We start from the raw sequence: 23,687 nt of genomic DNA on the forward strand, positions 1-23,687 counted from the left end.
GCCAGAGCGGGTGTTGCCCGATGCCCCCGTAAACAGGGAAGGGCAGATTGTCGGCTTGTCGGGAATGGCCCTGGCAATATGCAGTCCGCGATAAGCGTGCGGAGACCAACCGGCGAAACTGGGGTCGTGTGTGCGACCGGGGAAGGCGGAGGGAACAACGCAGGTCGGTACCCTACCACGACCTCCGCTCAGTCGCCACCATTATTCTGTCTGCGGGTGAACTCATGCATGATCCCCAGGGTGGTCTCGCTGACGTGATGCTCCATGCCTTCGGCATCAATACGGGCCGTGGCGTCATCCACCCCCAGGCTTCGCAGGAACTGGAGGACCACACCGTGGCGCTTGCGGGATTCCTCGGCCATGGTGCGGCCGCGTTCAGTGAGGAAGATCGATCGGTAGGGCTCATTGGTGACCAGCCCCTGATCGTTAAGCCGCCTGATCATACGGGCGACAGTGGCCTGGCGAACGCCCATGCGAGCCGCGATGTCCGTGGCCCTCGCCTCGCCGGCATGATCCAGTAGATCCCCGATGAGCTCGACGTAATCCTCGATCAGCTCGGTCTCATGGGCGTCTCTCACGGCAGCATACTGGCGCGCGTGCTGCTCGGGGGGTGGCAGGTTCGTGTCCTGTTCGGACGGGTCGGGGCCGTTGTCGGAGTAGGTTGGCATAGGGCCAGTCTAACCAACTCCCCGAGTCTCGACAATAGCTATGCTGCACAGTTTAGCCTTGGCTAAAAAAGTTTGCGGGAGTGTCAAAAGTTTTTGTAAACTACAAGGCACTACGCAACCCGATTGAAGGAGCATGAGGAATGGTGACGCAGGCGGTTCAGCGATGGATTGTTGCTCTCAGCTTCTCGGCGGTTCTCGTGATGGGCGCCTCCGGTGCGCGCGCCGCTGATGTTGTGACCACCACGGGGATGATCGCGGATGTGGCTGCCAACATCGCGGGTGAGTGCCTCAGCGTGGAACCCCTGATGGGGCCGGGGATTGACCCTCATCTCTATGAAGCGCGCCCCAGCGATATCCCGCTTCTGCGCAACGCGGATGCGATTCTCTACAACGGCTTCAATCTGGAGGGCCAGCTCGGTAAGGTTCTCGCCAGGATGGCTGAAAGCAGGCCTACTGTTGCGGTGGGACCTGAGTCGATGAAAGACGACGATCTGATCAAGGGGGCCGGGGGCTATGCAGTGGATCCCCACCTCTGGATGGATGCCTCGCTCTGGGCCCGGATCGTGCCCACGGTGGCGGACGTTCTGGTCAGGGTCGCCCCCGATTGTGAATCCGGCATCCGCTCGCGCGCCGCGAACTACCGGCAGCAGCTCCTGACGCTGGATGAGTGGGTGAGTGCCAGCGCAGCCAGCGTTCCGGAGCAGCAGCGTATCCTTGTCACCGCACACGATGCTTTCCGCTATTTTGGTCTGGGGTACGGTATTGAAGTGGTCGGCATCCAGGGCATCAGCACCGACAGTGAGGCGGCAATCGCGGATATCCGCTCGGTCGTGGACCGGGTCGTCAGCCGTAATGTGCCCGCTATCTTCGTGGAGAGCACCATCAGCCGCCGGACAGTAGAGACGGTGGTCGATGGCGCTAGGGACCGGGGGCACGACCTGACAATCGGTGGTGAGCTCTATTCCGATGCCATGGGCGCCCGCGGTACGCCGGAAGGGACGTACATCGGTATGATCCGGCACAATACCCGGACCATTGTTGAGTCCCTGGGTGGCTCAGTTGAGTCCTGGCCCGGGAGCCTGCCGTCCTTTGCGGGCAGCGGGCGCAGCAACGCGGCAGAATGAGACTGGAGTTGCCATGAAACGGGAGAAACGCCACGAACCGGACCTGGCGCTGCATATAGAGGACCTGACCGTTGCCTACGAGGGCAAGCCGGTTCTCTGGGACATTGATGTGAATATTCCCCCGGGGGTGATGGCGGCGGTCATCGGGCCCAACGGTGCCGGTAAGAGTACGCTGATCAAGACGGTACTCGGGCTGGTGAAGCCCACAGCCGGCCATATCTGCATCCATGGTTACCCACCGCGTCAGGCACTGAAGCGTGTGGCCTATGTGCCCCAGCGATCCTCGGTGGACTGGGACTTTCCAACCACCGTTGTCGATGTGGTCATGATGGGACGCTATGGCCATCTGGGCTGGTTCCGCTGGCCCGGGAAGCGTGAGCGCAGGCGCGCCATGGATGCGCTTTCAGCTGTTGGTATGGAGGCATTCGCCAACCGGCAGATCAACCAGCTTTCCGGCGGTCAGCAGCAACGGGTCTTTCTGGCACGGGCGATGGTGCAGGACGCGGATGTGCTGTTCCTGGACGAGCCCATGGCCGGCGTGGATGCCACGACCGAGAAGGCGGTCGTGGCGCTTCTGCAGGAGCTGCGGGATCAGGGCAAGACCATCATCGTGGTGCATCATGACCTTCAGACCGTGCGCGACTACTTCGACTGGCTGGTGATCCTGAACGTGCGGGTTGTGGCCCAGGGGCCGATCCCTGAGGTGTATACCGGTGAGAACCTGCGTAAGGCCTACGGCGGCCGTATCGCTCTCCTGGATCCGGATTCCTCTGGCGAGACACCGGATGCGGTGCCGAGGGAGGTTGTGAACTGATGCTGGAGCTGCTCGGCAACCATACGGTCCAGACCGTCACGCTGGGCGCGGTGTTGCTGGGGATGGTCAGCGGCCTTCTGGGTTCCTTTGCCGTCCTGCGCCAGCAGAGCCTTCTGGGCGACACTCTGGCCCATGCCGCGTTGCCCGGCGTCTGTATCGGGTTCCTGATTGCCGGTACCCGTCATCTGGGCTGGATCATGGCCGGAGCGCTTGTCACCGCCGTGATCGCGGCTCTGTTCGTACAGGTGGTCACGCGCTACAGCCGGATCAAGATGGATGCAGGCCTGGGGGCGGCCCTGAGCGTTTCATTCGCGGTAGGCGTGGTGCTTCTGACCTACATCCAGGGCCACGCCAGTGCCTCCCAGGGTGGACTGGATTCCTTCCTGTTCGGGCAGGCCGCAGCCACACGCCCTTCCGATCTGTGGTTCATGGGTGGGGTTACCCTTGCCGCCATGGCACTGGTCGCCCTGATGTGGAAGCAGCTCAAACTGGTGACCTTTGATCCGCTGTTTGCGGGCTCCATCGGATTGCGCGTCGGGGTTCTCGAGACGCTGCTGACGGCCATGATTGCCCTGGCCGTTGTGGTAGGGCTTCAGATGGTGGGGGTTGTCCTGATGACGGCCATGGTGATCGCGCCGCCAGTGGCGGCGCGCCAATGGGTGTCGCGGCTTGAGCACATGGTCTTCCTGGCCATGCTGATGGGAGTGATTTCCGGCGTTGTGGGCGTGCTTTTGAGTGCTGGTGTTGCCCATCTGGCCACGGGGCCGGTGGTAGTGCTGGTGGCCTCGGCGCTGGTGGCGCTGTCGTTGCTGCTGGCACCCGGGCGCGGCGTGCTGTGGAGCTGGCTGAAACTCTGGCGGGAACAGCGCTCCATCGGCCAGCGCCAGATGCTGGTGACGCTGCATAAGCTGGCGGAGCATCACGAGGATCCCTATTACCCGGTGGAACGCAGCATGCTGGACAGCTTCTATGGCGTGGCCACCAGCCATATTCTAAGACGCCTGCAGGCCCGGGGCTTTGTCGTGCCCGCCAGCCACATGCGTCAGGAGGGGCCCCACTGGGCATTGACGGATGCAGGGCATAATGAGGCCAGGCAGGAGCTGGAGCGCATGGACTGGAACCAGGCGGAGGTATGATGCAGGCGTTTCTGGACGATCCCATGGCCATGATCCTGCTGACCGGGGCCCTCGTGGCGACCTCGGGCGCCCTGCTCGGGACGTTTCTGGTTCTGCAACGCCAGAGCATGCTCTCTGACGCGATCAGCCACTCCATCGTATTCGGTATTGTGGTGGTGTGGTTGCTGACCCATGCCCAGTCCGGGCCCCTTCAGATTGCCGGGGCGGCGCTGACCGGTGTGCTGACCGTCTTCCTGACCGAAATGGTCGCCCGCACGCGCCGGGTCAAGCGTGACGCGGCCATTGGTCTGGTGTTTCCGGCGCTTTTTGCGGCGGGTGTGCTGCTGCTCAACCTCTATGCCCGGGATATTCATATCGACAGTCACACGGTGCTGCTGGGTGAGATCGGATTTGTCTGGCTGGATACCATGCCGCTGGCAGGGCTTGAGATTCCCCAGGCAGTGGTCTGGATGACGGTGGCGACGCTGGTCAACCTGGGCTTCGTGCTTGCCTGCTACAAGGAGCTCAAGCTGGCGTCCTTTGACTGGCAGCTGGCCGCCGCACTGGGGCTGGCGCCCACGCTCATGTTCTATCTGCTGTTGGGGCTGACCAGTGTGACGGCCGTAGCGGCATTTGATGCCGTGGGCGCGGTACTGTTCATCGCCTTCGTGATCGTGCCGCCCGCGACGGCTTACCTGCTGACCGACCGGCTCTCGTTGATGCTGCTCCTGGCGGTGCTGGTGGGCGTGGCGTCGACGCTGTGTGGCTACCCGCTGGCGGTCAGGCTGGATGTCTCCATTGGCGGCACAATGGCCTCCATGACGGGGGGCTTTCTGGTCCTGGCCTTCGTCCTGAGCCCTCGCTACGGGGTGCTGGGACACTGGCTGAACCGGCGTGTGAAATACTCCGGCTGAGCCGATTCGCCAGTAGTCTCTGGTACTTGCCTGCGTTCGCCGGCGGCGTATAGTGGAGGAACGCGGCAGGACTGTGGCGCCGCGAGCACACGGAGGCGGCAATGCCGAACGGCACCATAGCGCTTTTTCACGATGACCGCATGCTGGCACATGAGCCGGATGTGGACGTTCCTTTCCTGCCCGGTCGCCTTGACCGGCGCATCCGCGAGATCCTGGCTGGTCTCAATGCCCAGTGGAAGTACCCGGAACACCCCGGACGTCTGCGGGCGGTGATGGATCTGCTGGCCTCCCAGCCGATTCCGGGGCTTGCCATGGAGGCTGGCCGACCGGCCACCCGGGAGGAGCTGGGGCGGGTCCACACCACTGGCTATCTCGATCTGATCGAGGAGCTGCGTGACAAGAACGCCTGGCTTGACGTGGATACCACTGCGGTTTCCGAGGGCAGCGTTCTGGCTGCCGAGGTTGCCGCCGGAACGGCGTTGGCGGCGGTCGAGGCGGTGGTTGAGGAACGCTATCGCCATGCCTTTGCGCTGGTCCGCCCGCCTGGCCACCATGCGGAGCCGGTACGGGCGCGCGGGTTCTGCCTGTTCAACAATGTGGCGGTGGCCGCGGCGCATGCACGCAGCGAGCTTGGCTGCGAGCGGGTGATGATTCTGGACTGGGATGCCCACCACGGTAATGGCACCCAGGATATCTTCTGGGCGGATCCTGACGTGATGTTCATTGATATCCACCGTGCGGCGCCGTTCTATCCCGGGTCCGGCCTGATGGAGGAGGTTGGCGTGGGCATGGCTGAGGGATCGACCGTGAATGTGCCGTTGCCCGGAGGCTCTGGGGATGTCGCCTACCTCAAGGCCATGCGCGAGATCGTGGCGCCGGCTGCGGATGCCTTCCGCCCGGACATCATCCTGGTCTCGGCCGGCTTTGACACCCACTGGTATGACCTGGCGCTGAATGTGTCCTATGAGGGCATGTCGGTGATGACGGAGATCATCCAGGCCGTGGCGGAACGCCACTGCGACGGTAGGCTGGTGTTCGTGCTGGAGGGGGGCTACAACCTGGAGTCTCTTTCCCACGGAGTGCATACCGTTCTGCGGACACTGGCTGGAGAGCGCTTTCCGGAACCCGGTGCGGCCGGGGTAGCAGAAGTCGAGGCTGCGGCTCGCTTTCATCGGAATGCATTTCTGGATCCGGATCAGGAATAAGCCACGGCCACCGGCATGGGTCAGCTGCTCTGCCAGTGATCCGCGCCAATGAAGATCATCCGAAGGAAGCGGGTGGTCCGGCGCCTGATCCGGGCCAGCTCTGCCTCGTCCTCGGGTGAAATGCTGAGGATGTCGGTCAGGCTGAATGCCACCGTGCGCACCACCAGCTCACAGGCCATGTCCAGATCCTCATCACTGAGGTGGGTCAGCAGGCGGAGGTTACGCAGATCGTTGGCCAGCTCGCTGGCGAAGAACTGCATCTCGTTGCGGATGCCCTGCTGGATCGCCTGACTTTCCCCCGCCAGCCCCTGTGCCATGAAGGTGAAGAAGTTGCGATTGGCCTGAACGTGGTTCACGAAGATGGCCACGGATTCGTCCATGAGCTTGTCCGCATGCAGCACATTGGCGCGCGCTTCCCGCATCATTCCCCGCAGGACCACGCCCAGCTCATCCACCAGCGTCAGTCCCAGATCGTCCATGTTGCGGAAGTGACGGTAGAAGGATGTGGGCACCACCTCGGCCTGCCGGGTGACCTCCCGGATGCCGAGGCTGGCGAAGTGGCGGCCTCGGCCCACCAGGGTCAGCGCGGCCTCCATGAGCATGTCCCGGGTCTCGCCGGGGCGGCGTCGTTTCTGTGTTGTCATACCTTTACGGGCGCGTTCGGGCTGATCCCGGAAGTGTACCGACCTGCTGGCGGAATCGAAACGTGTGAGCCGGCTCTGATCACCTGTTGACACCCCAGAGCCCCTTGTGTACATTCGTACACAAGTTGTGAACAACCGTACACACGAGGCCTGTCATGCAGGAGTCAATGAACATGGAAAAGGGTGTTGATCGCGGTCAGGGCCGCTCCTACAGGGGCGTGCTGGCACGGGTCGGGCCGGGGCGTGACACCTGGCGCTGGCTCGGGCAGCAGCTGTTCAACCGGGAGAACCCGGCCATGTACTTCGATCCGCTGCTCGAGAGCATCAACCCGCTCTGGGCCCAGCGTTACATCCCGGCGCGGGTGGAAGCGATTGAAGCGGAGACCCATGACAGCAAGACCCTGACCCTGCGCCCGGCACGGCGTTGGGGTGGGTTCCGGGCCGGCCAGCACCTGAACCTGGAAGTGGAAAAGGACGGTCGCTGGTACAGCCGGCCCTTCAGCCTCTCCTGTTCACCGTCGCACTGGGAACAGGACGGCACCATTACTGTCACCATCAAGAAAGTGGCGGATGGCGAGATCACGCCCTGGCTGCTCGAACACTTCGAACCCGGCGATGTGATCGGGATCAGCCGTGCCTACGGTGAGGATCACACCCCCGAGCCCGGTCGTCCGATGCTGTTCATCACCGGCGGCAGCGGCATCACCCCGGTGCTGAGCCAGCTGGAAGCCATGGCGGATCGTCACCTGCGCAACCCGGTCACGCTGCTGTATTTCGTGCGTACCGACGCGGACGTCATCGGGGGGCGCAAGCTGGAAGCGCTTGCCGAGCGCCTGCCGAACCTGGAGCTGCGCATCGTGGCGGCGGAGCAGGATCCGCAGAACCCGGACCATCTCGGCCCGCATCATCTGCAGGCGGTTGAAGGGCTTACGGAGCGGGATTGCTTTCTGTGTGGCCCGCCTGGGCTCATGAAACACGCCCAGAATCTGCTGGCGGACGCCGGTGTGCCGGAGGAGAAGGTCAGCAGCACGCTGTTTGCGGTAGGGCCGGGAGTGGTCGTGACCGAAGACGCCGGCGGGACCGTTCACTTCAGCCGCAGCGACATCACGGTGGAAAGCGCCGGCGATCGTCGACTGCTTGAGGAAGCCGAGTCAGCCGGCCTGAACCCGCGCTATGGCTGTCGCATGGGCATCTGCCACCAGTGCAGCTGCCGCAAGACAAGCGGCATTGTCATCAACCAGCAGACCGGACAGCCATCGGGTTATGGCGAGGAAACCATCCAGCTCTGTATCAATGTGCCCCAGGGCGCCGTTGAACTGGACCTCTAACCGAACATCGAATCGACACTGCAAGGAGAATCACCATGCAGAAGCTCAGCGAAGAACAGCTCGAAAATCTTGCACAGGACCTGGACGCCATCCGTAATGAGCAAATGGCGGATCTGGGCCAGAAGGACGCCGACTACATCCGCGGCATCATCCGCCTGCACCGGACGCTGGAGTTTGGTGGCCGGGCGCTGATGCCCCTCGGCTTCATCCCGCCGTTCTTCCTGGCCGGCATGACTTCCCTCGGGATCGCCAAGATTCTGGAAAACATGGAGATCGGCCACAACGTGATGCATGGCCAGTACGACTGGATGAACGACCCGGAGCTCAACTCCCAGACCTACGAATGGGACACCATCTGCACCGCGGATTCCTGGAAGCGGACCCACAACTACGAGCACCACACCTACACCAACGTCATCGGCAAGGACCGGGACTACGGCTACGCGGTGCTGCGCCTTGAGGATGAGACGCCCTGGAAACCGATGCACCTGCTGCAGATGATCAACTTCATCAACCTGAGTGTCTTCTTCCAGTGGGGTGTGGGCGTTCACGAGCTGGAGTTCGAGAAGCTGCGCAGTGGCGAGGTGACGCTCCGGGAGAAGGCAGAGTTCCTGCGGGACTTCGCACGCAAGGGCGGCCGTCAGGTGTTCAAGGACTACGCGTTTTACCCGGCGTTGACCCTCCCGGTGGCTCCGGTCGTGATCGCGGGCAACTTCGGGGCGAACCTGATCCGTAACCTCTGGGCCTCCAGCGTGATCTTCTGCGGTCACTTCACTGAAGACGCGGAAAGCTTTACCGAGGAAGAGTGCGAGAACGAGAGCCGTGGTCACTGGTACCTGCGTCAGCTGACCGGTTCCAGTAACTTTACCGGTCCGAACTGGGTTTACACCCTGAGCGGGCACCTGAGCCACCAGATCGAGCACCACGTGTTCCCGGACATTCCGGCATACCGGTATCGCGAGATTTCGCCCCAGGTTCAGGCCGTCTGCGAGAAGTACGGCCTGCACTACAACGCGGACAGCTTTCCACGCCAGTACGCGACCGTGCTCAAGCGTGTGACGGCCTTCTCGCTGCCGGACCGGATGCGTGAGCGGCTGTTCCCCGAGTTCAATGAACGGGACGAGCAGGGCAAGGTGGCGGACAGGACCACCAGCACCTCCCTGGTCAGCCGCCTGCGTAACCGGGTGAGCAGTACGCTCTCAGCGGCGGCCTGATCAGGCCAGCCTGCCCATCCAGAAATTCATCGGCTTGGCCGTCTCCTCGGCCTGGTCGATGTCCTTCCAGGGGTAATGGGTCCGCAGCTCCGGCACGGGCTCATACCCCCGCTTTTTCCAGAAATCATCCAGTGGCTGGTAGTCAGCCGGTCGTAACGGATGATCTGCTGGCCGCTCCACCGCACAGAAGCAGCAGTACCGGATCCCGCCCAGTTCACTGGCGTGGGCTTCACGTTCCCCGAAAAAGCGTACGCCAATGCCCTGACCCCGGTATTCCGGCAGTAGCACCGATTCCCCGAAATAGAAGATCTCCGCCGGGTTGTAGCCCTGGTCAATGAACGGCTGAATGAAGGCGTCCTCTTCGTCTTCCAGCGGCAGTCCCGTGGCGGCACCCACAACGCGATCACCGTCCCGGGCCAGGACGAAGACACTGCGTGGCGACTGGATGTAGGTTTCCAGGTACTGCTGCTCGTAATCCATATCGCCGTCATACAGGTAGGGCCATTCACGGAAAACCTGGATCCTGAGCCTCGCGACCTCGCTGACCCAGGGCCGGATGGTTTCACCGCTGATACGTTCGAGCGTTACAGTCATTCGCTGCTGCCTCCCGGGACTGGTTATCGGCTAGGGGGTTCTTCAGATTGTCATCATTAGAGTACAGGGGCAGTGCCGTGACAATCCGGGTTCAGCCGGAGGCAGTGGGGTATCCCTTGTCAAACGAACCGGATTGGCGTGACGTATAAAGAACAAAGGCCATGAAAAGCGGAGGGCAGCATGGTGGGATACTCCAGGCGCAGGGTGCTTGGCGGCCTGGGCGCAGGGCTGGCGGTTGCTGCATGGCCAGGGCTGGCGGCTGCAGCCGGGAAGGCATTGAATCGCGCTGCCCTGCCGAATGGGGGTGGTTCCATTCCGGTGATCGGCATGGGCACCTGGCGCACCTTCAATGTGGGGGGAGACCCGGAACTTCGAGAGGCACGCACCCAGGTACTGGCGGCGTTCTTCGAGGAGGGTGGCGGGCTGATTGACTCCTCGCCCATGTACGGATCGGCGCAGTCGGTGCTCGGGCATGGGCTCGAAAAGCTGGGGTACCCGGATTCGCTGTTTGCCGCGGACAAGGTCTGGACCCGGGATGGCGGTGCCACGCGGGAGCAGGCGGCGGAGTCGTCCGCTAACTGGGGTCTCGAACGGTTCGACCTGCTGCAGGTGCACAACCTGCTGGCTTGGGAGGCCCACCTGGAAACCCTCCAGGCCATGAAGGAGGCGGGGGAGGTGGGTGCGATTGGCATTACCACCTCGCACGGGCGCCGGCGCGACCAGTTCGAGCGGATCATGGAGCGCCACGAGCTGGATTTTATCCAGCTGACCTACAATATCCGCGACCGCTGGGCCGAGGACCGGATACTGCCGCTGGCCCGGGAAAAGGGCATTGCCGTTATTGCCAACCGGCCCTACCAGGGAGGCTCGCTTATCAGGGGCGTGCAGCGTCGGGGCACGCCCCTTCCAGACTGGGCGGGCGAAATCGACTGCCGTACCTGGGCGGACTTCCTGCTCAAATTCATCGTCTCGCATCCGGCGGTGACCTGCGCTATTCCCGCCACCACGAGCGTCGAGCATGTACGAGAGAACATGGCAGCCGGGCGGGGGATCATGCCGGACGCCGCGCAACGCCAACGCATGATTGAAGCACTGGCAGAGGTCTAGCCCATGCTGGGGGCGCTCGATACCTACGCACTGCGGGACTTCGTGCCGGTCACACCCGAAGTGTGGTCCCGTCTGTTCGAGCGCCTCAACGGGCAGGTGTGGCCATGGCAGGGCCTGTTCCTCTTGTTCATGCTTTTCGCGCTCTGGCGGCTCCACCGGGGCGGCAGCGCCACCGCTGGGCTGGCGCTGGCGGCGTGCTGGTGCTGGTCCGCCGTCCAGTTCCAGTTTCTGCTGCACGCACCTCTGAACTGGGCAGCCAGCCTCATGGGGTGGGCCTTTATGGTTCAGGCGGTGCTGGTGTTCCTGGTGGGCCTTGGAGGCGGTTGGCGGTTCAGCGGCGGGTTGCGGGCGAAGCTGGGAGTCGTTCTGGTGCTGGCAGGCATCGTTGTACTGCCGGTGACCGGCCCATTGACGGGGCGCAGCTGGGCGGCGTTCGAGGTTGCCGGCACGGCGCCAACACCCACGGCCCTGGTAACGCTGGGCATGCTGCTCCTGGCACGCCCCATCAGCTGGGTGACGGGGGTGATCCCCGTGCTCTGGCTGGTCTACAGCAGTGTGATCTGGTGGGTCAGTGGCTGGCTGCCGGGAGCGGTCGTGGCTCCCCTGGCTATTGGCACTCTCGGAGTTGCCATGGGTGCCAGCCCTTGGTCCCGAGGCAGGGAGCCGTCCTAGAACAACCCGATCTGAGGCGGTTCCGTGTTGATCGCCAGGAAAGGACGATTGCTCTCAATGGAGCAGAAAGGGGCCCAGCACGTCTGCAAGCGGTTCAAGGGTTGCCAGGAACTCCCGGACCGCAGTCTCTGAGCCGGTGAGCAGCCGGTCATGGCTGATTTCACGTGGAAACTTGAACAGGAACCGGAAGTCGTCGGGTACCTGGGAGCGCCATTGGGCACATTGTTCCCGGGTGGGTGTGGCGTAGAAAGTGGTATTGCCCTCGACGCAGCCGAACACCCGGCTGTAGCGTGCAAGTGGCGTTGCTCCCGGTGGGAGCAGGGTGTTCCAGCTGGGATCCTGCCACTGCGGGCAGCCGAGGGCGTAGTGGGTCATGGCGCACAGGGTAAACCAGAACATCGCGGCCATCACGGAGGGACGCGGGGTGCTCTGGCTTCTATACTGACGGTTTGAGGCTGTGGAGGCCCTATGCTGGCGGATATGACTGCAATGGAGATCGCCGGCCAGATTGTCGCGCTGGTCTCACTGGGCTTCTGCATCGCCGGGTTTGCCAGTACCCGGGATGATCGCCTGATGCTGCTGCTGATTGGCGCCAACGTGGCCTTCGCCCTCCAGTACGCGCTTTTCCAGAGCTGGACCGCTGCGGCACTGACGGTGCTGGTGATCCTTCGCATCCATCTGGCACAGCGCTTTCAGGGCAATGTCGCCGTGATGCTGGGCATGCTGGCGGTCAGTGGCGTGGCAGCGGTGCTCACCTGGCAGAGCTGGATCGACCTGTTCCCGATGACGGCGATGGTGCTGGGCACCGTGGGCATGTTCATGCTCCGGGGCATTCCCATGCGGCTTTTTCTGGCCGGAGCCGGGCTGGCCTGGATGGGCAACAACATCGCCATCGGCTCGGTGGGCGCAACGCTCGCGGAGGCTCTTGTGGTGGTCACCAATTTTGTGACTATCCTGCGCCTGCAGCGGATGCGGCGGCGTTACCCGGATGTGGAGTTGCCCTGAGTCCTGCTGCGAGCAGCGAGGTGTTCTCGGCCTCAGGCGCTGCCGAAGAAGCGCTCCAGTACACCGGCCTGGCGTAATCCCGGAACCGGGAGGTTGGCATGTTCGTCCATCGCGCGCCGCCAGTAGTGCTCGGGGTCGTCCATGGTGGCTGCCTGTTCCCGTTCGGCCGTGCTGAATGAGTTATGCTCGCCACTGAAGCCCGCCTCGATGAGGTCGAGGGTCCAGAGGTAGATCGTTGAGCGGACCAGGCGCAACAGGTCGGAGTAGGTCTCGCGGTTGATCGTGAGCGCCAGGTCGGTGGTCAGATTGACCCGGGTCTGCAGTTCACGCATCGCTTCCGCGGAGAGAGCATGCTGAATGTAGCTGTCCTTGCGGTAACGGAGGCAGGTTTTCTCCAGGCTGCGGACACCGTCCCTCAGATCCATATGCGCTTCCCTGCGGTTCTGTTCCTCGCTGACGGGGGCGGGAATCCAGCCGTACTGGGGCGACCGTGTCATCAGGTGGCCGGGGAGATTGCGCCGGTAGTCAGGCAGGTCCACTTCCTCGCTGTAACCGGCAAACTCGTTCTGGAGCCAGCTTCCCATCCTGCGATTGCGGAGCATCAGCGACAGAGTGATCGAGGCGGGCAGGACCTCCTCGAGCGGGTCCTGAGGGTCCCTGACGCGCTGTTCCAGTGCATCGACCGGTGCTCCCATGGTGCCTCTCCTTCTGGTTCCCTGTTTGTTGTTTTAACGCAGACCTGACAGGGTCATCCAGCTTGATGAATGTCACAGTCTTCAAGCTAGGTTACCGGGGCGGAAGGTGCAACTGAACAGATGTTGAGCATCGGTAACACTGTGTCACCGATGCGCTGGGCGCTCAGGTGGAGAGGTTCCCGAGCGCGTCGGCCGCGATGCCGAATGAGTGCTTACGGGCGTCGTGATCGTGGATCTGGCCGGTCAGGATCAGCTCGTCCGCGCCGGTGCGTTCCAGGAAGGCCTTCAGCCAGCGCTCCACCGTCTCCGGCGAACCGACGGCTGACTCTTTCAGGGCGTGACGGGCAGTGCCGAGTTCGGCCCGGCTGCCCAGGCTGTCAGGGTCATCCACTGGAGGCTGGAGTGGTCCAGGGGTCCCCCGCCGCAGGGCAATGAACTGCTGTTCCATGGAGGTCATGAGCCGGCGGCCTTCCATGTCCGTATCCGCGGCGAAAACGTTGGCGGCGGCCGCTACATAGGGCCTGGCCAGGCGTTCCGATGGCTGGAACTGCTCGCGATAGACCCGGATGGCTTCGTCCAGCATGTCCGGTGCGAAGTGGGAGGCAAAGGCATAGGGCAGCCCCAGCGCCGCCGCCAGCTGGGCTCCGAAAAGGCTGGAGCCGAGGATCCAGACGGGCACCCGGGTACCGGCGCCTGGAACGGCCTGAACACGCTGGCCCGGCTGTACTGGTTCCAGGAAATGCAGCAGCTCCTGTACTTCCTGCGGGAAGCGGTTGGCCGCCGAATGATGGTCCCGGCGCAGGGCGCGCAGGGTTTCCTGATCGGTACCCGGAGCGCGCCCCAGGCCGAGGTCCACGCGCCCGGGGTAGAGGCTCTCCAGGGTGCCGAACTGTTCCGCCACCACCAGCGGCGCATGGTTGGGGAGCATCATTCCGGCGGCTCCCACTCCGATGCTGCTGGTATTGGCGGCGATGTGGCCCAGCGCCACCGGCGTTGCCGCGCTGGCGATACCGGTCATGTTGTGGTGCTCCGCCATCCAGAACCGGCTGTACCCAAGGGACTCGGCGTGCCGGGCCAGGTCGGCCGCGTTGAGCAGTGCCTGCCGCGGCGTGCTGCCTTCATTCACGGGGGCGAGATCGAGCAGGGAATAGCGCGTCATGGTCGCTCCTGATACGGGTTCAGGTCACACAGTAGCGAGCCGGTACCGTTGCCGGCAATACGGGGTTGCCGGCGGGCTTCGCAACGGCCTTCAGCGTCTGTAGTATGCCCCTGTTTTCCAGCGTGGCCCGAGTGAGCCCCGATCGAACCGGCTTTAAGGAGTGCGTGCATTGGATTTCCTGCTGGAAGTAACCCTGTTCCTGCTGGCGGCGGTGATTGCCGTGCCCATTTTCCAGTGGCTGGGGTTCGGAGCCGTGCTCGGGTACCTGGTTGCCGGTGTCATCATGGGCCCGTCACTGTTCAGTGTGATCGACGATGTCGAGAGTATGCTGCGCTTCGCCAAGATCGGGGTGGTGCTGCTGCTGTTTCTCGTGGGGCTGGAGCTGGCGCCGCAACGGCTCTGGGTGATGCGCAGGAACATCTTCGGTCAGGGGATGGCCGGCGTGCTTGTGTGTGCCATCCCGATGGGCGTAGTCGCCTGGGCCGGATTCGGTCTGGACTGGCAGACGTCGCTGATCATCGCGCTGGGTCTGGCGTTCTCCTCCACGGCCTTCGCCATGCAGGTGCTCTCCGAGCATAATGAGCTTTCCTCGCTCCATGGCCGCAGCGCCTTTGCCATGCTGCTGTTCAAGTACATTGCGCTGCTGCCGCTGCTGGCTGCGATTCCGCTCATGGGTGAGGGCAGTACCGCGTCCATGGACCCGCTCGGAATCGCCCAGGCCATTGCCCGCACCCTGGTGGTGCTGGTCGCGGTGATCGTTGGCGGCCACTACCTGCTGCGGCCGGTTTTCCGCACGGTGGCGCGCATCGGTGCACGCGAGACCTTCACCGCTACCGCGCTGCTGGTGGTGCTCGGGGTGTCCCAGATCCTGAAGATGGCCGGCATGCCCATGGAGCTGGGGGCCTTTCTGGCCGGCGTACTGCTGGCGGACTCCGAATACCGGCATGAGATCCATCTCTCCATCGAGCCGTTCAAGGGGCTGCTGATGGGGCTTTTCTTCATGTCCGTGGGCATGTCGGCCGATCTGCACATGCTGGCGGATATGCCCGGGCTGGTGTTCGGTATCACTGGCGGGGTGCTGCTGCTCAAGATCACCGTTCTCTATGCTGTCGGGCGGCTTGGTGGGCTCGATGACAAGGGCAGCAGGGCACTCGCCGCACTCATGCCCCAGGGTGGTGAGCTGGCGTTCGTGCTGTTCTCCATGGCCATGACCTACGGGGTCATGAGCGAGTCCGTGACCGACGTATTGTTTGCGGTGGTGATCCTCACCATGGCCGCCACGCCCTTCACCTTCCTTTTCAATCGTCGGATTCTGGATCCGATGCTGGCCACCTCGGAGATCGACGATCGGCCCTATGATTCGGTGGGAGAGGATGAGGAAAAGCCCAAGGTTCTGATCTGCGGCTTCGGGGGCTTTGGCCAGATGGTGGGCCGACTGCTGCACAGCGCCGAGATCCCGTTCTCCGCGCTGGATGCCAACCCCCTGCAGGTTGATTTCATCCGCCGTTACGGGCACCGCATCTACTATGGCGACCCGGCACGCGTGGACCTGCTGACAACCGCAGGCGCCCGGGATGCACAGGCCATCATTGTCGCGGTGGAGAATGCGGAGTACTCCATGCGCATCGTGGACCATGTCCGGCGCAACTTCCCGACCGTTCCGGTCTACGCCCGCGCGCGCAACCGCCAGCACGCCTGGCGCCTGATGGATCTCGGCTGCCGGGTGATCACTCGCGAGACCCTGTCGGGCAGCATGCACATGGGCGAGCAGCTGCTGCAGATCTTCGGCTGGGATGAGGATGAGGCCCGCGAAGCGGTGCAGGTCTTCCGGGATCACGATGAGGAGGAGTTGCGCAAGTACTACGCCATCCACCAGGAGAAGGGCAGCCGTAACCCCAGTGACCAGGAAATCATCGACGAACTGGAGGGGCTGTTCCAGTCGGACGAGGCGGAATCCATCGATCCGGACAGTCTTCAGCACTCGAGCAGCTGACCCCGTCTCCTGAAGTGTCTTGAATCTGTTGCTGCTTTCGTTCAGTTTTGCACAACAATAAGCACAACAACGAGGTAGTTATGGCTCAGGATGCGGATGTCATTGTGGTCGGCGCCGGCCTTGCGGGACTGGTGGCGGCGACCGAGCTGGCCGATGCGGGCCGGCGTGTTCTGATTGTGGAGCAGGAGTCCGAACAGAATCTGGGAGGCCAGGCGTACTGGTCGCTGGGTGGGCTGCTGTTCGTCGATTCGCCCGAACAGCGGCGCATGGGTATCAAGGACTCCCCGGAACTGGCGTGGCAGGACTGGTTGGGTACGGCCGGCTTTGACCGGGACGAGGATTACTGGCCGCGCCGTGTTGCCGAGGCGTACGTGAACTTCGCCGCGGGTGAGAAGCGCGCCTGGCTGCGCGAGATGGGCCATCGTGTCTTTCCGGTGCTGGGCTGGGCTGAGCGGGGTGGTTATGATGCCTGCGGTCACGGCAATTCCGTACCCCGGTTCCACATCACCTGGGGGACAGGCCCCGGTATTGTCGAGCCCTTTGAAAGGCGGGCCAGGGAAGCGGAGGCCCGGGGGCTGATCCGGTTCTGCTGGCGTCATCGTGTGGACGAGCTGCTGACCACTGGCGACCATGTGGATGGTGTGCGTGGCAGTGTGCTGGCTGATGACCGGGCCGAGCGGGGCGTTGAGACCAACCGGGAGGAGAAGGATGACTTCGAGTTCCGGGCCCAGGCCGTGATCGTGGCCTCGGGGGGCATTGGCGGCAATCATGAGATGGTGCGCCGCAACTGGCCGGAACGGCTCGGGCGCCCGCCCCAGCGTATGGTCAGTGGGGTGCCGGCCCATGTGGACGGGCGCATGATCGATATCACCGAGGCTGCCGGCGCGCGCGTGATCAACCCGGATCGGATGTGGCACTACGTTGAGGGCATCCAGAACTGGAATTCCATCTGGCCGAACCACGGCATCCGCATCCTTCCCGGTCCGTCCTCCCTCTGGTTCGATGCCACCGGCCGGCGTTTCCCCGCGCCCCTGTATCCCGGCTCGGATACCCTGGGGCAACTGGAGTACATCCAGTCCACCGGCTACGACTACAGCTGGTTCATTCTGGACCAGAGCATCATCAAACGTGAGTTTGCCCTTTCAGGTTCCGAGCAGAACCCGGACATTACCGGCAAGAGCTGGGCACAGACCCTGAAGCGGCCCTTCGGCAGGAAAGGTACTGGCCCTGTTGAGGCCTTCAAGGAGAACGGGGTGGACTTCGTGGTCCGGGACAATATCGAGGATCTGGTTAAGGGGATGAACGAACTCAGTGGCGACCACCTGCTGGACCCGGCGGACATCCGCCGCCAGATCGAGGCGCGCGACCGGCAGCTGACTAACCCCTTCACCAAGGATTTCCAGGTCATGGCCATGCACAATGCCCGGAAATTCTCCGGTGACAAGATGGTGCGCACGGCCAAGCCGCACCGGATGCTGGACCCGGCCCACGGCCCCCTGATCGCGGTGCGGCTGAATATCCTGACGCGCAAGACACTGGGCGGCCTGGAAACGGACCTGGAGGCCCAGGTTCTCAACGAACAGGGTGAGCGTATCCCCGGCCTCTATGCAGTGGGGGAGGCGGCCGGCTTCGGTGGCGGCGGCATGCACGGTTACCGTGCGCTGGAAGGCACCTTCCTGGGTGGTTGCCTGTTCTCGGGCCGTAATGCGGGGCGGGCCGCGGCGAAAGCCGTCATCTGACCGGGAGGTCGCGGCACAGGCCGCACTCCCCCTCACTCTGTTCCTCGGTTGCACCACCGCTCTCAACATAGCGCAGGCGGTGGCGGGCCCGACCGCGATTGGCGCTTACCTGGTAGCGCCGCGGCTCGTGTCGCTGCTCCGCTTCATCCTGTTGCGCCGGTACGGCGTCTGTTTCTTCAGGTTCAGTCATCGTGGGTCTCCCTGATGAGAGTGCGCCGGAGCCAGGGCACGGCCATTATCACCAGAAGGGCGAGAGCGCTCCATTCCAGCCAGGCGGGAATCCATTCCTGAACCCCCTGGACCGAGCCCTGGATGTCCAGGTTAAAGCCGGCAATGACGGCGTCGGTCGCCAGCCCCGCTGCAACGGTGCTCACCACGATGCCGGTGAGGTAGAGGAGCAGTGCCCCGGTGCCCATTTCTCGCTGGAAAATGCTGAGAGTGGCCAGGCTGGTTACAGGGCCGGCGAGCATCAGAACCAGTGCGGTGCCGGGGGATAGCCCTTCCAGCATCAGGGCTGCTGCAATGGGGGTAGTTGCGGCGGCGCACAGGTAAAGGGGGACGCCGATCAGCGCCATCAGCAGCATGGGGCCGATGCCGCTGCCCAGCACCGCCAGCCCCTGGGGCGGCGTCAGCGTGATCAAAAGGCCGGCCACGGCCAGGCCAATGGCAATCCAGACGCTGATGTCGTCGAGCATCTCGGTGAACGCGTAGCGCAGGCCGTGGCGCAGCCCCGGGGCTGTTTCATCGGCGTCCGCCATAACATCGCCGCCGTCACAGCCGGAGGAGCAGCAACCGGAGTTGCAGGCTGCCTCCGCGGGGTCCGCGGCGGTTGCACCGCCGTGGCTCAGGGCGGTAAGCAGGCCGGTACTGATCGCTGCGACAACTGCGCCCAGCGCCCTGGCCACCATCATGAAGGGACCCATCAGCACAAAGGTGAGTGAGAGTGAATCAACGCCCGCGCCCGGCGTACCCACCAGGAAGGAGGTGGTCGGGCCGCGCCCGGCGCCACCCCGGTAGAGCGCCAGCGCGGTCGGAATGGCGCCACAGGAGCACATGGGCAGGGGAACACCCAGAACGGCACCCCGCATGATGGGCCGGATGCCGTCGCCGCTGAGCCACTGCCGGATGCGCGCCCGGGGCACCAGGCCGCGCACCAGCCCCGCCACCAGCAGGCCCAACAGCAGCCAGGGAGCGGCGAGCAGCGTCATCTCAACAATCGCGAACACAAGTTCCTTCATACCCACAGTATAGAGGTCGGCATGCCGTTATGGTGTAGCGCCTTTTGCAAATTGAGGCTCGACCCCCTTTCTGGTAGCCTGTCATCCCATCTTGAGGCGACGCCTCCCTCCTCCTCACAACTGGCAATCGGGCAGAATACGGGATTCGCATGACGCGCTATATATTTGTCACCGGCGGGGTTGTGTCCTCGCTCGGCAAGGGCATTGCATCAGCATCACTGGCCGCCATCCTCGAGGCACGTGGCCTCAGGGTCACCATCCTCAAGCTCGATCCCTACATCAATGTGGATCCCGGCACCATGAGCCCGTTCCAGCACGGCGAGGTCTTCGTCACCGAGGATGGCGCCGAGACGGATCTGGACCTGGGTCACTACGAGCGCTTCATTCGCACCACCATGAGCAAGCGCAACAACTTCACCAGTGGCCGGGTCTACGAGGAAGTCATCCGCAAGGAACGCCGTGGCGACTACCTGGGCGGGACGGTGCAGGTGATCCCGCACATCACGGATGAGATCAAGCGTCGCATTGTCGAGGGCGCCGGTGACGTGGATGTTGCCCTGGTGGAGGTTGGCGGTACCGTCGGTGACATTGAATCCCAGCCCTTCCTGGAGGCCACGCGCCAGCTGCGTGTCGAAGTCGGGCCCCAGCGTGCGCTCTTCATGCACCTGACGCTGGTGCCCTACATCTCCACTGCCGGCGAGGTGAAGACCAAGCCGACCCAGCACTCCGTTAAGGAGATGCGTTCCATCGGCCTGCAGCCGGACATTCTGTTGTGCCGCTCCGAGCATGAGGTGGACGCCAGCTCGCAGCGCAAGATCGCGCTCTTCACCAACGTCGAGGAGCGGGCCGTCATCCCGCTGTGCGATGCGCCCAGCATCTACCGTGTGCCGCGCATGCTCCACGAGATGGATCTGGACCAGCTGATCGTTGAACGCTTTAACCTAAACGTGGGTCCGGCGGACCTGTCCGAATGGGACCAGGTGTTTGAGTGGGAGCAGAATCCCGACAAGACAGTGACCATCGCCATGGTCGGCAAGTACATGGAGCTGCTGGATGCCTACAAGTCCCTGATTGAGGCACTGAGCCACGCCGGGCTGCACACCAGGACCGACGTTAAGATGAAGTACGTCGATTCCGAGGACCTGGAACGCGAGGGCGAGGCGGCGCTGGAGGACGTTGACGGCATCGTGGTACCCGGTGGCTTCGGCGAGCGGGGGGTGGAAGGCAAGATCAGCGCCGTGCGCTACGCGCGTGAGAACGGCATTCCCTACCTGGGCATCTGCCTGGGGATGCAGGTGGCCGTTATCGAATACGCCCGCAACATCGCCGGGCTTTCCGGGGCCCACAGCACCGAGTTCCGCAAGGACTCACCGTACCCCGTGGTGGGCCTGATCACCGAGTGGGTGGACGAACACGGCCAGCTGGAAAAGCGCGGCGAGGATTCCGATCTGGGCGGCACCATGCGTCTGGGCGCCCAGGACTGTCGACTTGAACCGGGAACCACATCGCATCGGTGTTACGGCAAGGACGTGATCCGCGAGCGCCACCGCCACCGGTACGAGGTCAACAACCTGCTTCTGCCCAAGCTGGAGGAAGCGGGCCTGCGCGTGGCCGGGCGCTCCGGCGACAACAGCCTGGTGGAAATGGTGGAAGTCCCGGAACACCCGTGGTTCGTCGCCTGCCAGTTCCACCCGGAATTCACATCCACGCCGCGTGATGGCCATCCGCTGTTCAAGGGCTTTGTGGAAGCCGCGCTGGCCCGCAGGGGCGAATCCTGAACCCGACTGCCGAGGGCGCTCACCATGGCGTATAGCACCATCGACATCGCTGACCTGAGCATCGCCAACGACCGCCCGTTCACGCTGTTCGGCGGCATGAACGTGCTGGAATCCCGGGAGCTCGCGCTGGAAGTGGCGGACGCCTACAGCCAGGTAACCGCCCGGCTGGGCATTCCCTATGTCTTCAAGGCCTCCTTCGACAAGGCCAACCGCTCCTCCATGCATTCATTCCGCGGCCCCGGCCTGGAAAAAGGGCTGGCCATCCTCGAGGAAATCCGCGACCGCTACGGCGTTCCGGTCCTGACCGACGTCCACGAACCGCACCAGGCGCAACCGGCCGCCAACGTCTGCGACGTGATCCAGCTGCCCGCGTTCCTGTCACGCCAGACCGACCTGGTGGTCGCCATGGCCCGGACCGGCGCCGTCATCAACGTCAAGAAAGGCCAGTTCCTCGCGCCCCACGAAATGAACCACATCATCACCAAGTGCGGGGAAGCCGGCAACGAGCGGGTCATACTGTGCGAACGCGGCACCAGCTTTGGCTACAACAACCTGGTCGTGGACATGCTCGGTTTCGGCGCCATGAAGAAACTCGGTGTGCCGGTGTTCTTCGACGTCACCCATGCCCTGCAGATGCCCGGTGGCCGTGCTGACTCCGCCGGCGGCCGCCGCGAACAGGTTACCGAACTGGCCCGCGCCGGCCTGTCACAGGGCCTGGCCGGTCTCTTCCTGGAAGCGCACCCGGATCCGGATCAGGCTAAGTGCGACGGCCCTTGTGCACTAAGGCTCGAACACCTGGAGCCTTTTCTTTCGCAACTCAAACAACTGGATGATTTGATCAAGGGGTTTGAGCGGCTGGATACAGCGTGACCAACAAGGTTTGAAGAGGTGGGGAAGGCAGTCCTTTACGGGATTGTCTGGAGCCATGGATGGCGGAAGACAAGCGTACAGGGATGTATTTACAGCGTATCCCGTAAAGGACTGCCTTCCCCACCTCCTGAAATGACTTTCAGACTCGATTTCATTTCCTGAATCACTGACTGATTCAAAGATAAGAGAGGTTGAACGGATGACAACAATCGCCAACATCAAGGCCCGCGAAGTCCTCGACTCCCGCGGCAACCCCACCGTGGAAGCCGACGTGATCCTCGAATCCGGCCAGATCGGCAGCGCCTGCGCACCCTCCGGCGCCTCCACCGGCTCCCGGGAAGCGCTCGAACTGCGCGACAAGGACAAGAACCGCTACCTCGGCAAAGGCGTACAAAAAGCCGTCGCCGCCGTGAACGACCGCATCCGCGGCGCCCTCAAGGGCATGGACGCCGCCGACCAGCGCGCCATCGACAATGCCATGCTCGAGCTCGACGGCACCGACAACAAACAGAACCTCGGCGCCAACGCCATCCTGGCCGTCTCCCTGGCCAGCGCCAAGGCCGCCGCCACCGCCCTGGGCAAGCCCCTGTACGAACACATGGCCGAAATCAACGGCGCCGCCGGCCGGTTCTCCATGCCCGTGCCCATGATGAACATCCTCAACGGCGGCGAGCACGCGGACAACAACGTCGACATCCAGGAATTCATGATCCAGCCGGTGTCCGCGCCGACCTTCCGCGAAGCCCTGCGCTGCGGCGCCGAGGTGTTCCACAGCCTCAAGAAGGTCCTCAACAGCAAGGGCCTGAACACCGGTGTGGGCGACGAAGGCGGTTTCGCGCCGGACCTCCCGTCCAACGAAGCTGCGCTCGAGGCCATCCGCGAAGCCGTGGAAGGCGCCGGCTATACCCTCGGCAAGGACGTCACCCTGGCGCTCGACTGCGCCTCCTCCGAGTTCTACAGTGACGGCGTTTACGACCTGAAAGGCGAGGGCAAGCAGTACAACGCCGCCGAGTTCAGTGACTATCTTGCCGGCCTGTGCGACCGCTTTCCGATCGTCTCCATCGAGGATGGCATGGACGAAGGCGACTGGGACGGGTGGAAAACCCTGACCGAGCGCCTGGGCAGCAAGGTCCAGCTGGTCGGGGACGACCTGTTCGTGACCAATACCCGGATCCTCAAGGAAGGCATCGACAAGGGCGTCGCGAATTCCATTCTTGTGAAGTTCAACCAGATCGGCAGTCTCAGTGAAACCCTGGATGCCATTCGCATGGCGCAGGATGCGGGCTATACTGCGGTTATCTCGCATCGTTCGGGCGAGACCGAGGACACCACGATCGCGGATCTGGCCGTGGCCACCAGCGCCGGGCAGATCAAGACCGGGTCCCTCTGTCGTTCCGATCGGGTGGCGAAATACAATCAGCTGCTGCGGATTGAAGAGCAGCTCGGGGATCGGGCCGAGTATCGCGGTCTGACCGAAATCAAGGGGCAGGGGGGCTGAGGCACCCCTGACGCGTCAGGGAGCGTCGTGCATGAAATGGTTGTGGGGCATTATGGCCGTGCTGACCCTGCTGCTGCAGGTCCGGCTCTGGGCGGGCGAAAACAGCCTGCCCCACGCCTGGGCCCTGCAGGAGCAGATCGATGAGCAGAAGACCATCAATGCCGGGCTCCGTCACCGTAACGAGGAGCTGTTCGCCGAGGTGAACAACCTCGGCGACGGCACCCGTGCGATCGAGGAGCGCGCCCGTCGCGACCTCGGCATGATCGGCGAGGATGAGACCTTTTTCCTGGTTGTGGAGCCCTGAACCGTATCC

24 protein-coding genes are annotated in these 23,687 nt (G+C 63.5%); 16 read left to right on the forward strand and 8 right to left on the reverse strand.

Going from position 1 to position 23,687, the window contains the following annotated elements; all coding sequences use genetic code 11:
- Positions 1–188: 188 nt before the first annotated feature.
- Entirely contained in the window at positions 189–668 is a 480-nt protein-coding gene (gene mntR, locus F3089_RS00650; protein ID WP_151438956.1) for a manganese-binding transcriptional regulator MntR, read from the reverse strand.
- Positions 669–808: 140 nt separating this feature from the next.
- Here mntR and F3089_RS00655 point away from each other — a divergent pair, with 140 nt between their 5' ends.
- The 5 genes from F3089_RS00655 to F3089_RS00675 all read left to right on the forward strand — a co-directional run bounded on the left by F3089_RS00655 (position 809) and on the right by F3089_RS00675 (position 5,840).
- A complete protein-coding gene (locus F3089_RS00655; RefSeq protein ID WP_225741625.1) occupies positions 809–1,792 on the forward strand; it encodes a metal ABC transporter solute-binding protein, Zn/Mn family in 984 nt (327 codons plus the stop codon).
- A gap of 13 nt (positions 1,793–1,805) precedes the next feature.
- Positions 1,806–2,606 carry a metal ABC transporter ATP-binding protein gene (locus F3089_RS00660; RefSeq protein WP_151438957.1) on the forward strand — a complete coding sequence of 267 codons (801 nt, stop codon included), beginning with the start codon at positions 1,806–1,808 and terminating at the stop codon, positions 2,604–2,606.
- Complete coding sequence (locus tag F3089_RS00665; protein ID WP_151438958.1) at positions 2,606–3,742, forward strand: metal ABC transporter permease; 1,137 nt, start codon at positions 2,606–2,608, stop codon at positions 3,740–3,742. Before F3089_RS00660 ends, F3089_RS00665 begins: the two co-directional genes overlap by 1 nt.
- Positions 3,739–4,635 carry a metal ABC transporter permease gene (locus tag F3089_RS00670; protein ID WP_151438959.1) on the forward strand — a complete coding sequence of 299 codons (897 nt, stop codon included), beginning with the start codon at positions 3,739–3,741 and terminating at the stop codon, positions 4,633–4,635. Before F3089_RS00665 ends, F3089_RS00670 begins: the two co-directional genes overlap by 4 nt.
- Before the next feature lie 101 nt (positions 4,636–4,736).
- Positions 4,737–5,840, forward strand: coding sequence for a histone deacetylase family protein (locus F3089_RS00675; protein WP_151438960.1), 1,104 nt, complete (start codon positions 4,737–4,739; stop codon positions 5,838–5,840).
- Between the two features lie 20 nt (positions 5,841–5,860).
- Here the strand turns inward: F3089_RS00675 and F3089_RS00680 are convergent, their stop codons facing one another.
- Positions 5,861–6,484 carry a TetR/AcrR family transcriptional regulator gene (locus F3089_RS00680; RefSeq protein ID WP_151438961.1) on the reverse strand — a complete coding sequence of 208 codons (624 nt, stop codon included), beginning with the start codon at positions 6,482–6,484 and terminating at the stop codon, positions 5,861–5,863.
- A 173-nt stretch (positions 6,485–6,657) separates the two neighbouring features.
- On the opposite strand from F3089_RS00680, the gene F3089_RS00685 reads away from it, so the two are divergent.
- Both F3089_RS00685 and F3089_RS00690 read left to right on the forward strand, forming a co-directional pair.
- The gene (locus F3089_RS00685) at positions 6,658–7,812 is read left to right on the forward strand and encodes a ferredoxin reductase (protein WP_151438962.1); all 1,155 of its coding nucleotides are present in this window, start codon (positions 6,658–6,660) and stop codon (positions 7,810–7,812) included.
- Between the two features lie 35 nt (positions 7,813–7,847).
- Positions 7,848–9,026 carry a fatty acid desaturase family protein gene (locus F3089_RS00690; protein ID WP_151438963.1) on the forward strand — a complete coding sequence of 393 codons (1,179 nt, stop codon included), beginning with the start codon at positions 7,848–7,850 and terminating at the stop codon, positions 9,024–9,026.
- Here the strand turns inward: F3089_RS00690 and F3089_RS00695 are convergent, their stop codons facing one another.
- Positions 9,027–9,620, reverse strand: a complete 594-nt coding sequence (locus tag F3089_RS00695; RefSeq protein WP_151438964.1) for a GNAT family N-acetyltransferase — start codon at positions 9,618–9,620, stop codon at positions 9,027–9,029.
- Between the two features lie 180 nt (positions 9,621–9,800).
- Here F3089_RS00695 and F3089_RS00700 point away from each other — a divergent pair, with 180 nt between their 5' ends.
- Positions 9,801–10,727, forward strand: coding sequence for an aldo/keto reductase (locus F3089_RS00700; RefSeq protein ID WP_151438965.1), 927 nt, complete (start codon positions 9,801–9,803; stop codon positions 10,725–10,727).
- Between the two features lie 3 nt (positions 10,728–10,730).
- Positions 10,731–11,399 (forward strand): hypothetical protein, encoded by a 669-nt coding sequence (locus tag F3089_RS00705; protein WP_151438966.1) that lies wholly within the window; start codon positions 10,731–10,733, stop codon positions 11,397–11,399.
- 54 nt (positions 11,400–11,453) lie between these two features.
- On the opposite strand, the gene F3089_RS00710 is transcribed toward F3089_RS00705, so the two are convergent.
- Entirely contained in the window at positions 11,454–11,798 is a 345-nt protein-coding gene (locus tag F3089_RS00710) for a DUF72 domain-containing protein (protein WP_225741626.1), read from the reverse strand.
- Positions 11,799–11,867: 69 nt separating this feature from the next.
- Between F3089_RS00710 and F3089_RS00715 the strand changes: the two genes are divergently transcribed.
- A complete protein-coding gene (locus F3089_RS00715; RefSeq protein WP_151438967.1) occupies positions 11,868–12,404 on the forward strand; it encodes a YgjV family protein in 537 nt (178 codons plus the stop codon).
- Positions 12,405–12,436: 32 nt separating this feature from the next.
- Here F3089_RS00715 and F3089_RS00720 read toward each other — a convergent pair whose 3' ends face one another.
- Together F3089_RS00720 and F3089_RS00725 are read right to left on the reverse strand one after the other, a co-directional pair.
- The gene (locus F3089_RS00720; protein WP_151438968.1) at positions 12,437–13,099 is read right to left on the reverse strand and encodes an AbiTii domain-containing protein; all 663 of its coding nucleotides are present in this window, start codon (positions 13,097–13,099) and stop codon (positions 12,437–12,439) included.
- A 163-nt stretch (positions 13,100–13,262) separates the two neighbouring features.
- On the reverse strand, positions 13,263–14,258 hold the full coding sequence (locus F3089_RS00725; RefSeq protein WP_151438969.1) for an LLM class flavin-dependent oxidoreductase: 996 nt from the start codon (positions 14,256–14,258) through the stop codon (positions 13,263–13,265).
- 169 nt (positions 14,259–14,427) lie between these two features.
- Here F3089_RS00725 and F3089_RS00730 point away from each other — a divergent pair, with 169 nt between their 5' ends.
- Both F3089_RS00730 and F3089_RS00735 read left to right on the forward strand, forming a co-directional pair.
- The gene (locus F3089_RS00730) at positions 14,428–16,251 is read left to right on the forward strand and encodes a monovalent cation:proton antiporter-2 (CPA2) family protein (RefSeq protein ID WP_160898024.1); all 1,824 of its coding nucleotides are present in this window, start codon (positions 14,428–14,430) and stop codon (positions 16,249–16,251) included.
- An 80-nt stretch (positions 16,252–16,331) separates the two neighbouring features.
- Entirely contained in the window at positions 16,332–17,990 is a 1,659-nt protein-coding gene (locus tag F3089_RS00735) for an FAD-binding dehydrogenase (protein ID WP_151438971.1), read from the forward strand.
- Here the strand turns inward: F3089_RS00735 and F3089_RS00740 are convergent.
- Positions 17,983–18,180 carry a hypothetical protein gene (locus F3089_RS00740; RefSeq protein WP_095617541.1) on the reverse strand — a complete coding sequence of 66 codons (198 nt, stop codon included), beginning with the start codon at positions 18,178–18,180 and terminating at the stop codon, positions 17,983–17,985. The two genes, F3089_RS00735 and F3089_RS00740, sit on opposite strands and share 8 nt — an antisense overlap.
- Positions 18,173–19,228 carry an SO_0444 family Cu/Zn efflux transporter gene (locus tag F3089_RS00745; RefSeq protein ID WP_151438972.1) on the reverse strand — a complete coding sequence of 352 codons (1,056 nt, stop codon included), beginning with the start codon at positions 19,226–19,228 and terminating at the stop codon, positions 18,173–18,175. The genes F3089_RS00740 and F3089_RS00745 overlap by 8 nt, the downstream gene beginning before the upstream one ends.
- Positions 19,229–19,377: 149 nt before the next feature.
- On the opposite strand from F3089_RS00745, the gene pyrG reads away from it, so the two are divergent.
- The 4 genes from pyrG to F3089_RS00765 all read left to right on the forward strand — a co-directional run bounded on the left by pyrG (position 19,378) and on the right by F3089_RS00765 (position 23,678).
- The gene (gene pyrG, locus F3089_RS00750) at positions 19,378–21,006 is read left to right on the forward strand and encodes a CTP synthase (RefSeq protein ID WP_151438973.1); all 1,629 of its coding nucleotides are present in this window, start codon (positions 19,378–19,380) and stop codon (positions 21,004–21,006) included.
- 24 nt (positions 21,007–21,030) lie between these two features.
- A complete protein-coding gene (gene kdsA, locus F3089_RS00755; protein ID WP_151438974.1) occupies positions 21,031–21,876 on the forward strand; it encodes a 3-deoxy-8-phosphooctulonate synthase in 846 nt (281 codons plus the stop codon).
- A gap of 199 nt (positions 21,877–22,075) precedes the next feature.
- On the forward strand, positions 22,076–23,374 hold the full coding sequence (eno, locus tag F3089_RS00760; RefSeq protein WP_095617538.1) for a phosphopyruvate hydratase: 1,299 nt from the start codon (positions 22,076–22,078) through the stop codon (positions 23,372–23,374).
- Positions 23,375–23,405: 31 nt separating this feature from the next.
- Complete coding sequence (locus F3089_RS00765; RefSeq protein WP_077530768.1) at positions 23,406–23,678, forward strand: septum formation initiator family protein; 273 nt, start codon at positions 23,406–23,408, stop codon at positions 23,676–23,678.
- Positions 23,679–23,687: the final 9 nt, after the last annotated feature.

It is taken from the genome of Halospina sp. K52047b, from assembly GCF_008709855.1.
GTDB classification, from domain to species: Bacteria; Pseudomonadota; Gammaproteobacteria; order Pseudomonadales; family Oleiphilaceae; genus Halospina; species Halospina utahensis_B.

Excerpts from the sequence above, each read along its gene's own strand:
- mntR (WP_151438956.1), bottom strand. The coding sequence starts at position 668 with ATGCCAACCTACTCCGACAACGGCCCCGACCCGTCCGAACAGGACACG.
- F3089_RS00655 (WP_225741625.1), top strand. The coding sequence starts at position 809 with ATGGTGACGCAGGCGGTTCAGCGATGGATTGTTGCTCTCAGCTTCTCG.
- F3089_RS00660 (WP_151438957.1), top strand. The coding sequence starts at position 1,806 with ATGAAACGGGAGAAACGCCACGAACCGGACCTGGCGCTGCATATAGAG.
- F3089_RS00665 (WP_151438958.1), top strand. The coding sequence starts at position 2,606 with ATGCTGGAGCTGCTCGGCAACCATACGGTCCAGACCGTCACGCTGGGC.
- F3089_RS00670 (WP_151438959.1), top strand. The coding sequence starts at position 3,739 with ATGATGCAGGCGTTTCTGGACGATCCCATGGCCATGATCCTGCTGACC.
- F3089_RS00675 (WP_151438960.1), top strand. The coding sequence starts at position 4,737 with ATGCCGAACGGCACCATAGCGCTTTTTCACGATGACCGCATGCTGGCA.
- F3089_RS00680 (WP_151438961.1), bottom strand. The coding sequence starts at position 6,484 with ATGACAACACAGAAACGACGCCGCCCCGGCGAGACCCGGGACATGCTC.
- F3089_RS00685 (WP_151438962.1), top strand. The coding sequence starts at position 6,658 with ATGGAAAAGGGTGTTGATCGCGGTCAGGGCCGCTCCTACAGGGGCGTG.
- F3089_RS00690 (WP_151438963.1), top strand. The coding sequence starts at position 7,848 with ATGCAGAAGCTCAGCGAAGAACAGCTCGAAAATCTTGCACAGGACCTG.
- F3089_RS00695 (WP_151438964.1), bottom strand. The coding sequence starts at position 9,620 with ATGACTGTAACGCTCGAACGTATCAGCGGTGAAACCATCCGGCCCTGG.
- F3089_RS00700 (WP_151438965.1), top strand. The coding sequence starts at position 9,801 with ATGGTGGGATACTCCAGGCGCAGGGTGCTTGGCGGCCTGGGCGCAGGG.
- F3089_RS00705 (WP_151438966.1), top strand. The coding sequence starts at position 10,731 with ATGCTGGGGGCGCTCGATACCTACGCACTGCGGGACTTCGTGCCGGTC.
- F3089_RS00710 (WP_225741626.1), bottom strand. The coding sequence starts at position 11,798 with ATGTTCTGGTTTACCCTGTGCGCCATGACCCACTACGCCCTCGGCTGC.
- F3089_RS00715 (WP_151438967.1), top strand. The coding sequence starts at position 11,868 with ATGCTGGCGGATATGACTGCAATGGAGATCGCCGGCCAGATTGTCGCG.
- F3089_RS00720 (WP_151438968.1), bottom strand. The coding sequence starts at position 13,099 with ATGGGAGCACCGGTCGATGCACTGGAACAGCGCGTCAGGGACCCTCAG.
- F3089_RS00725 (WP_151438969.1), bottom strand. The coding sequence starts at position 14,258 with ATGACGCGCTATTCCCTGCTCGATCTCGCCCCCGTGAATGAAGGCAGC.
- F3089_RS00735 (WP_151438971.1), top strand. The coding sequence starts at position 16,332 with ATGGCTCAGGATGCGGATGTCATTGTGGTCGGCGCCGGCCTTGCGGGA.
- F3089_RS00740 (WP_095617541.1), bottom strand. The coding sequence starts at position 18,180 with ATGACTGAACCTGAAGAAACAGACGCCGTACCGGCGCAACAGGATGAA.
- F3089_RS00745 (WP_151438972.1), bottom strand. The coding sequence starts at position 19,228 with ATGAAGGAACTTGTGTTCGCGATTGTTGAGATGACGCTGCTCGCCGCT.
- pyrG (WP_151438973.1), top strand. The coding sequence starts at position 19,378 with ATGACGCGCTATATATTTGTCACCGGCGGGGTTGTGTCCTCGCTCGGC.
- kdsA (WP_151438974.1), top strand. The coding sequence starts at position 21,031 with ATGGCGTATAGCACCATCGACATCGCTGACCTGAGCATCGCCAACGAC.
- eno (WP_095617538.1), top strand. The coding sequence starts at position 22,076 with ATGACAACAATCGCCAACATCAAGGCCCGCGAAGTCCTCGACTCCCGC.
- F3089_RS00765 (WP_077530768.1), top strand. The coding sequence starts at position 23,406 with ATGAAATGGTTGTGGGGCATTATGGCCGTGCTGACCCTGCTGCTGCAG.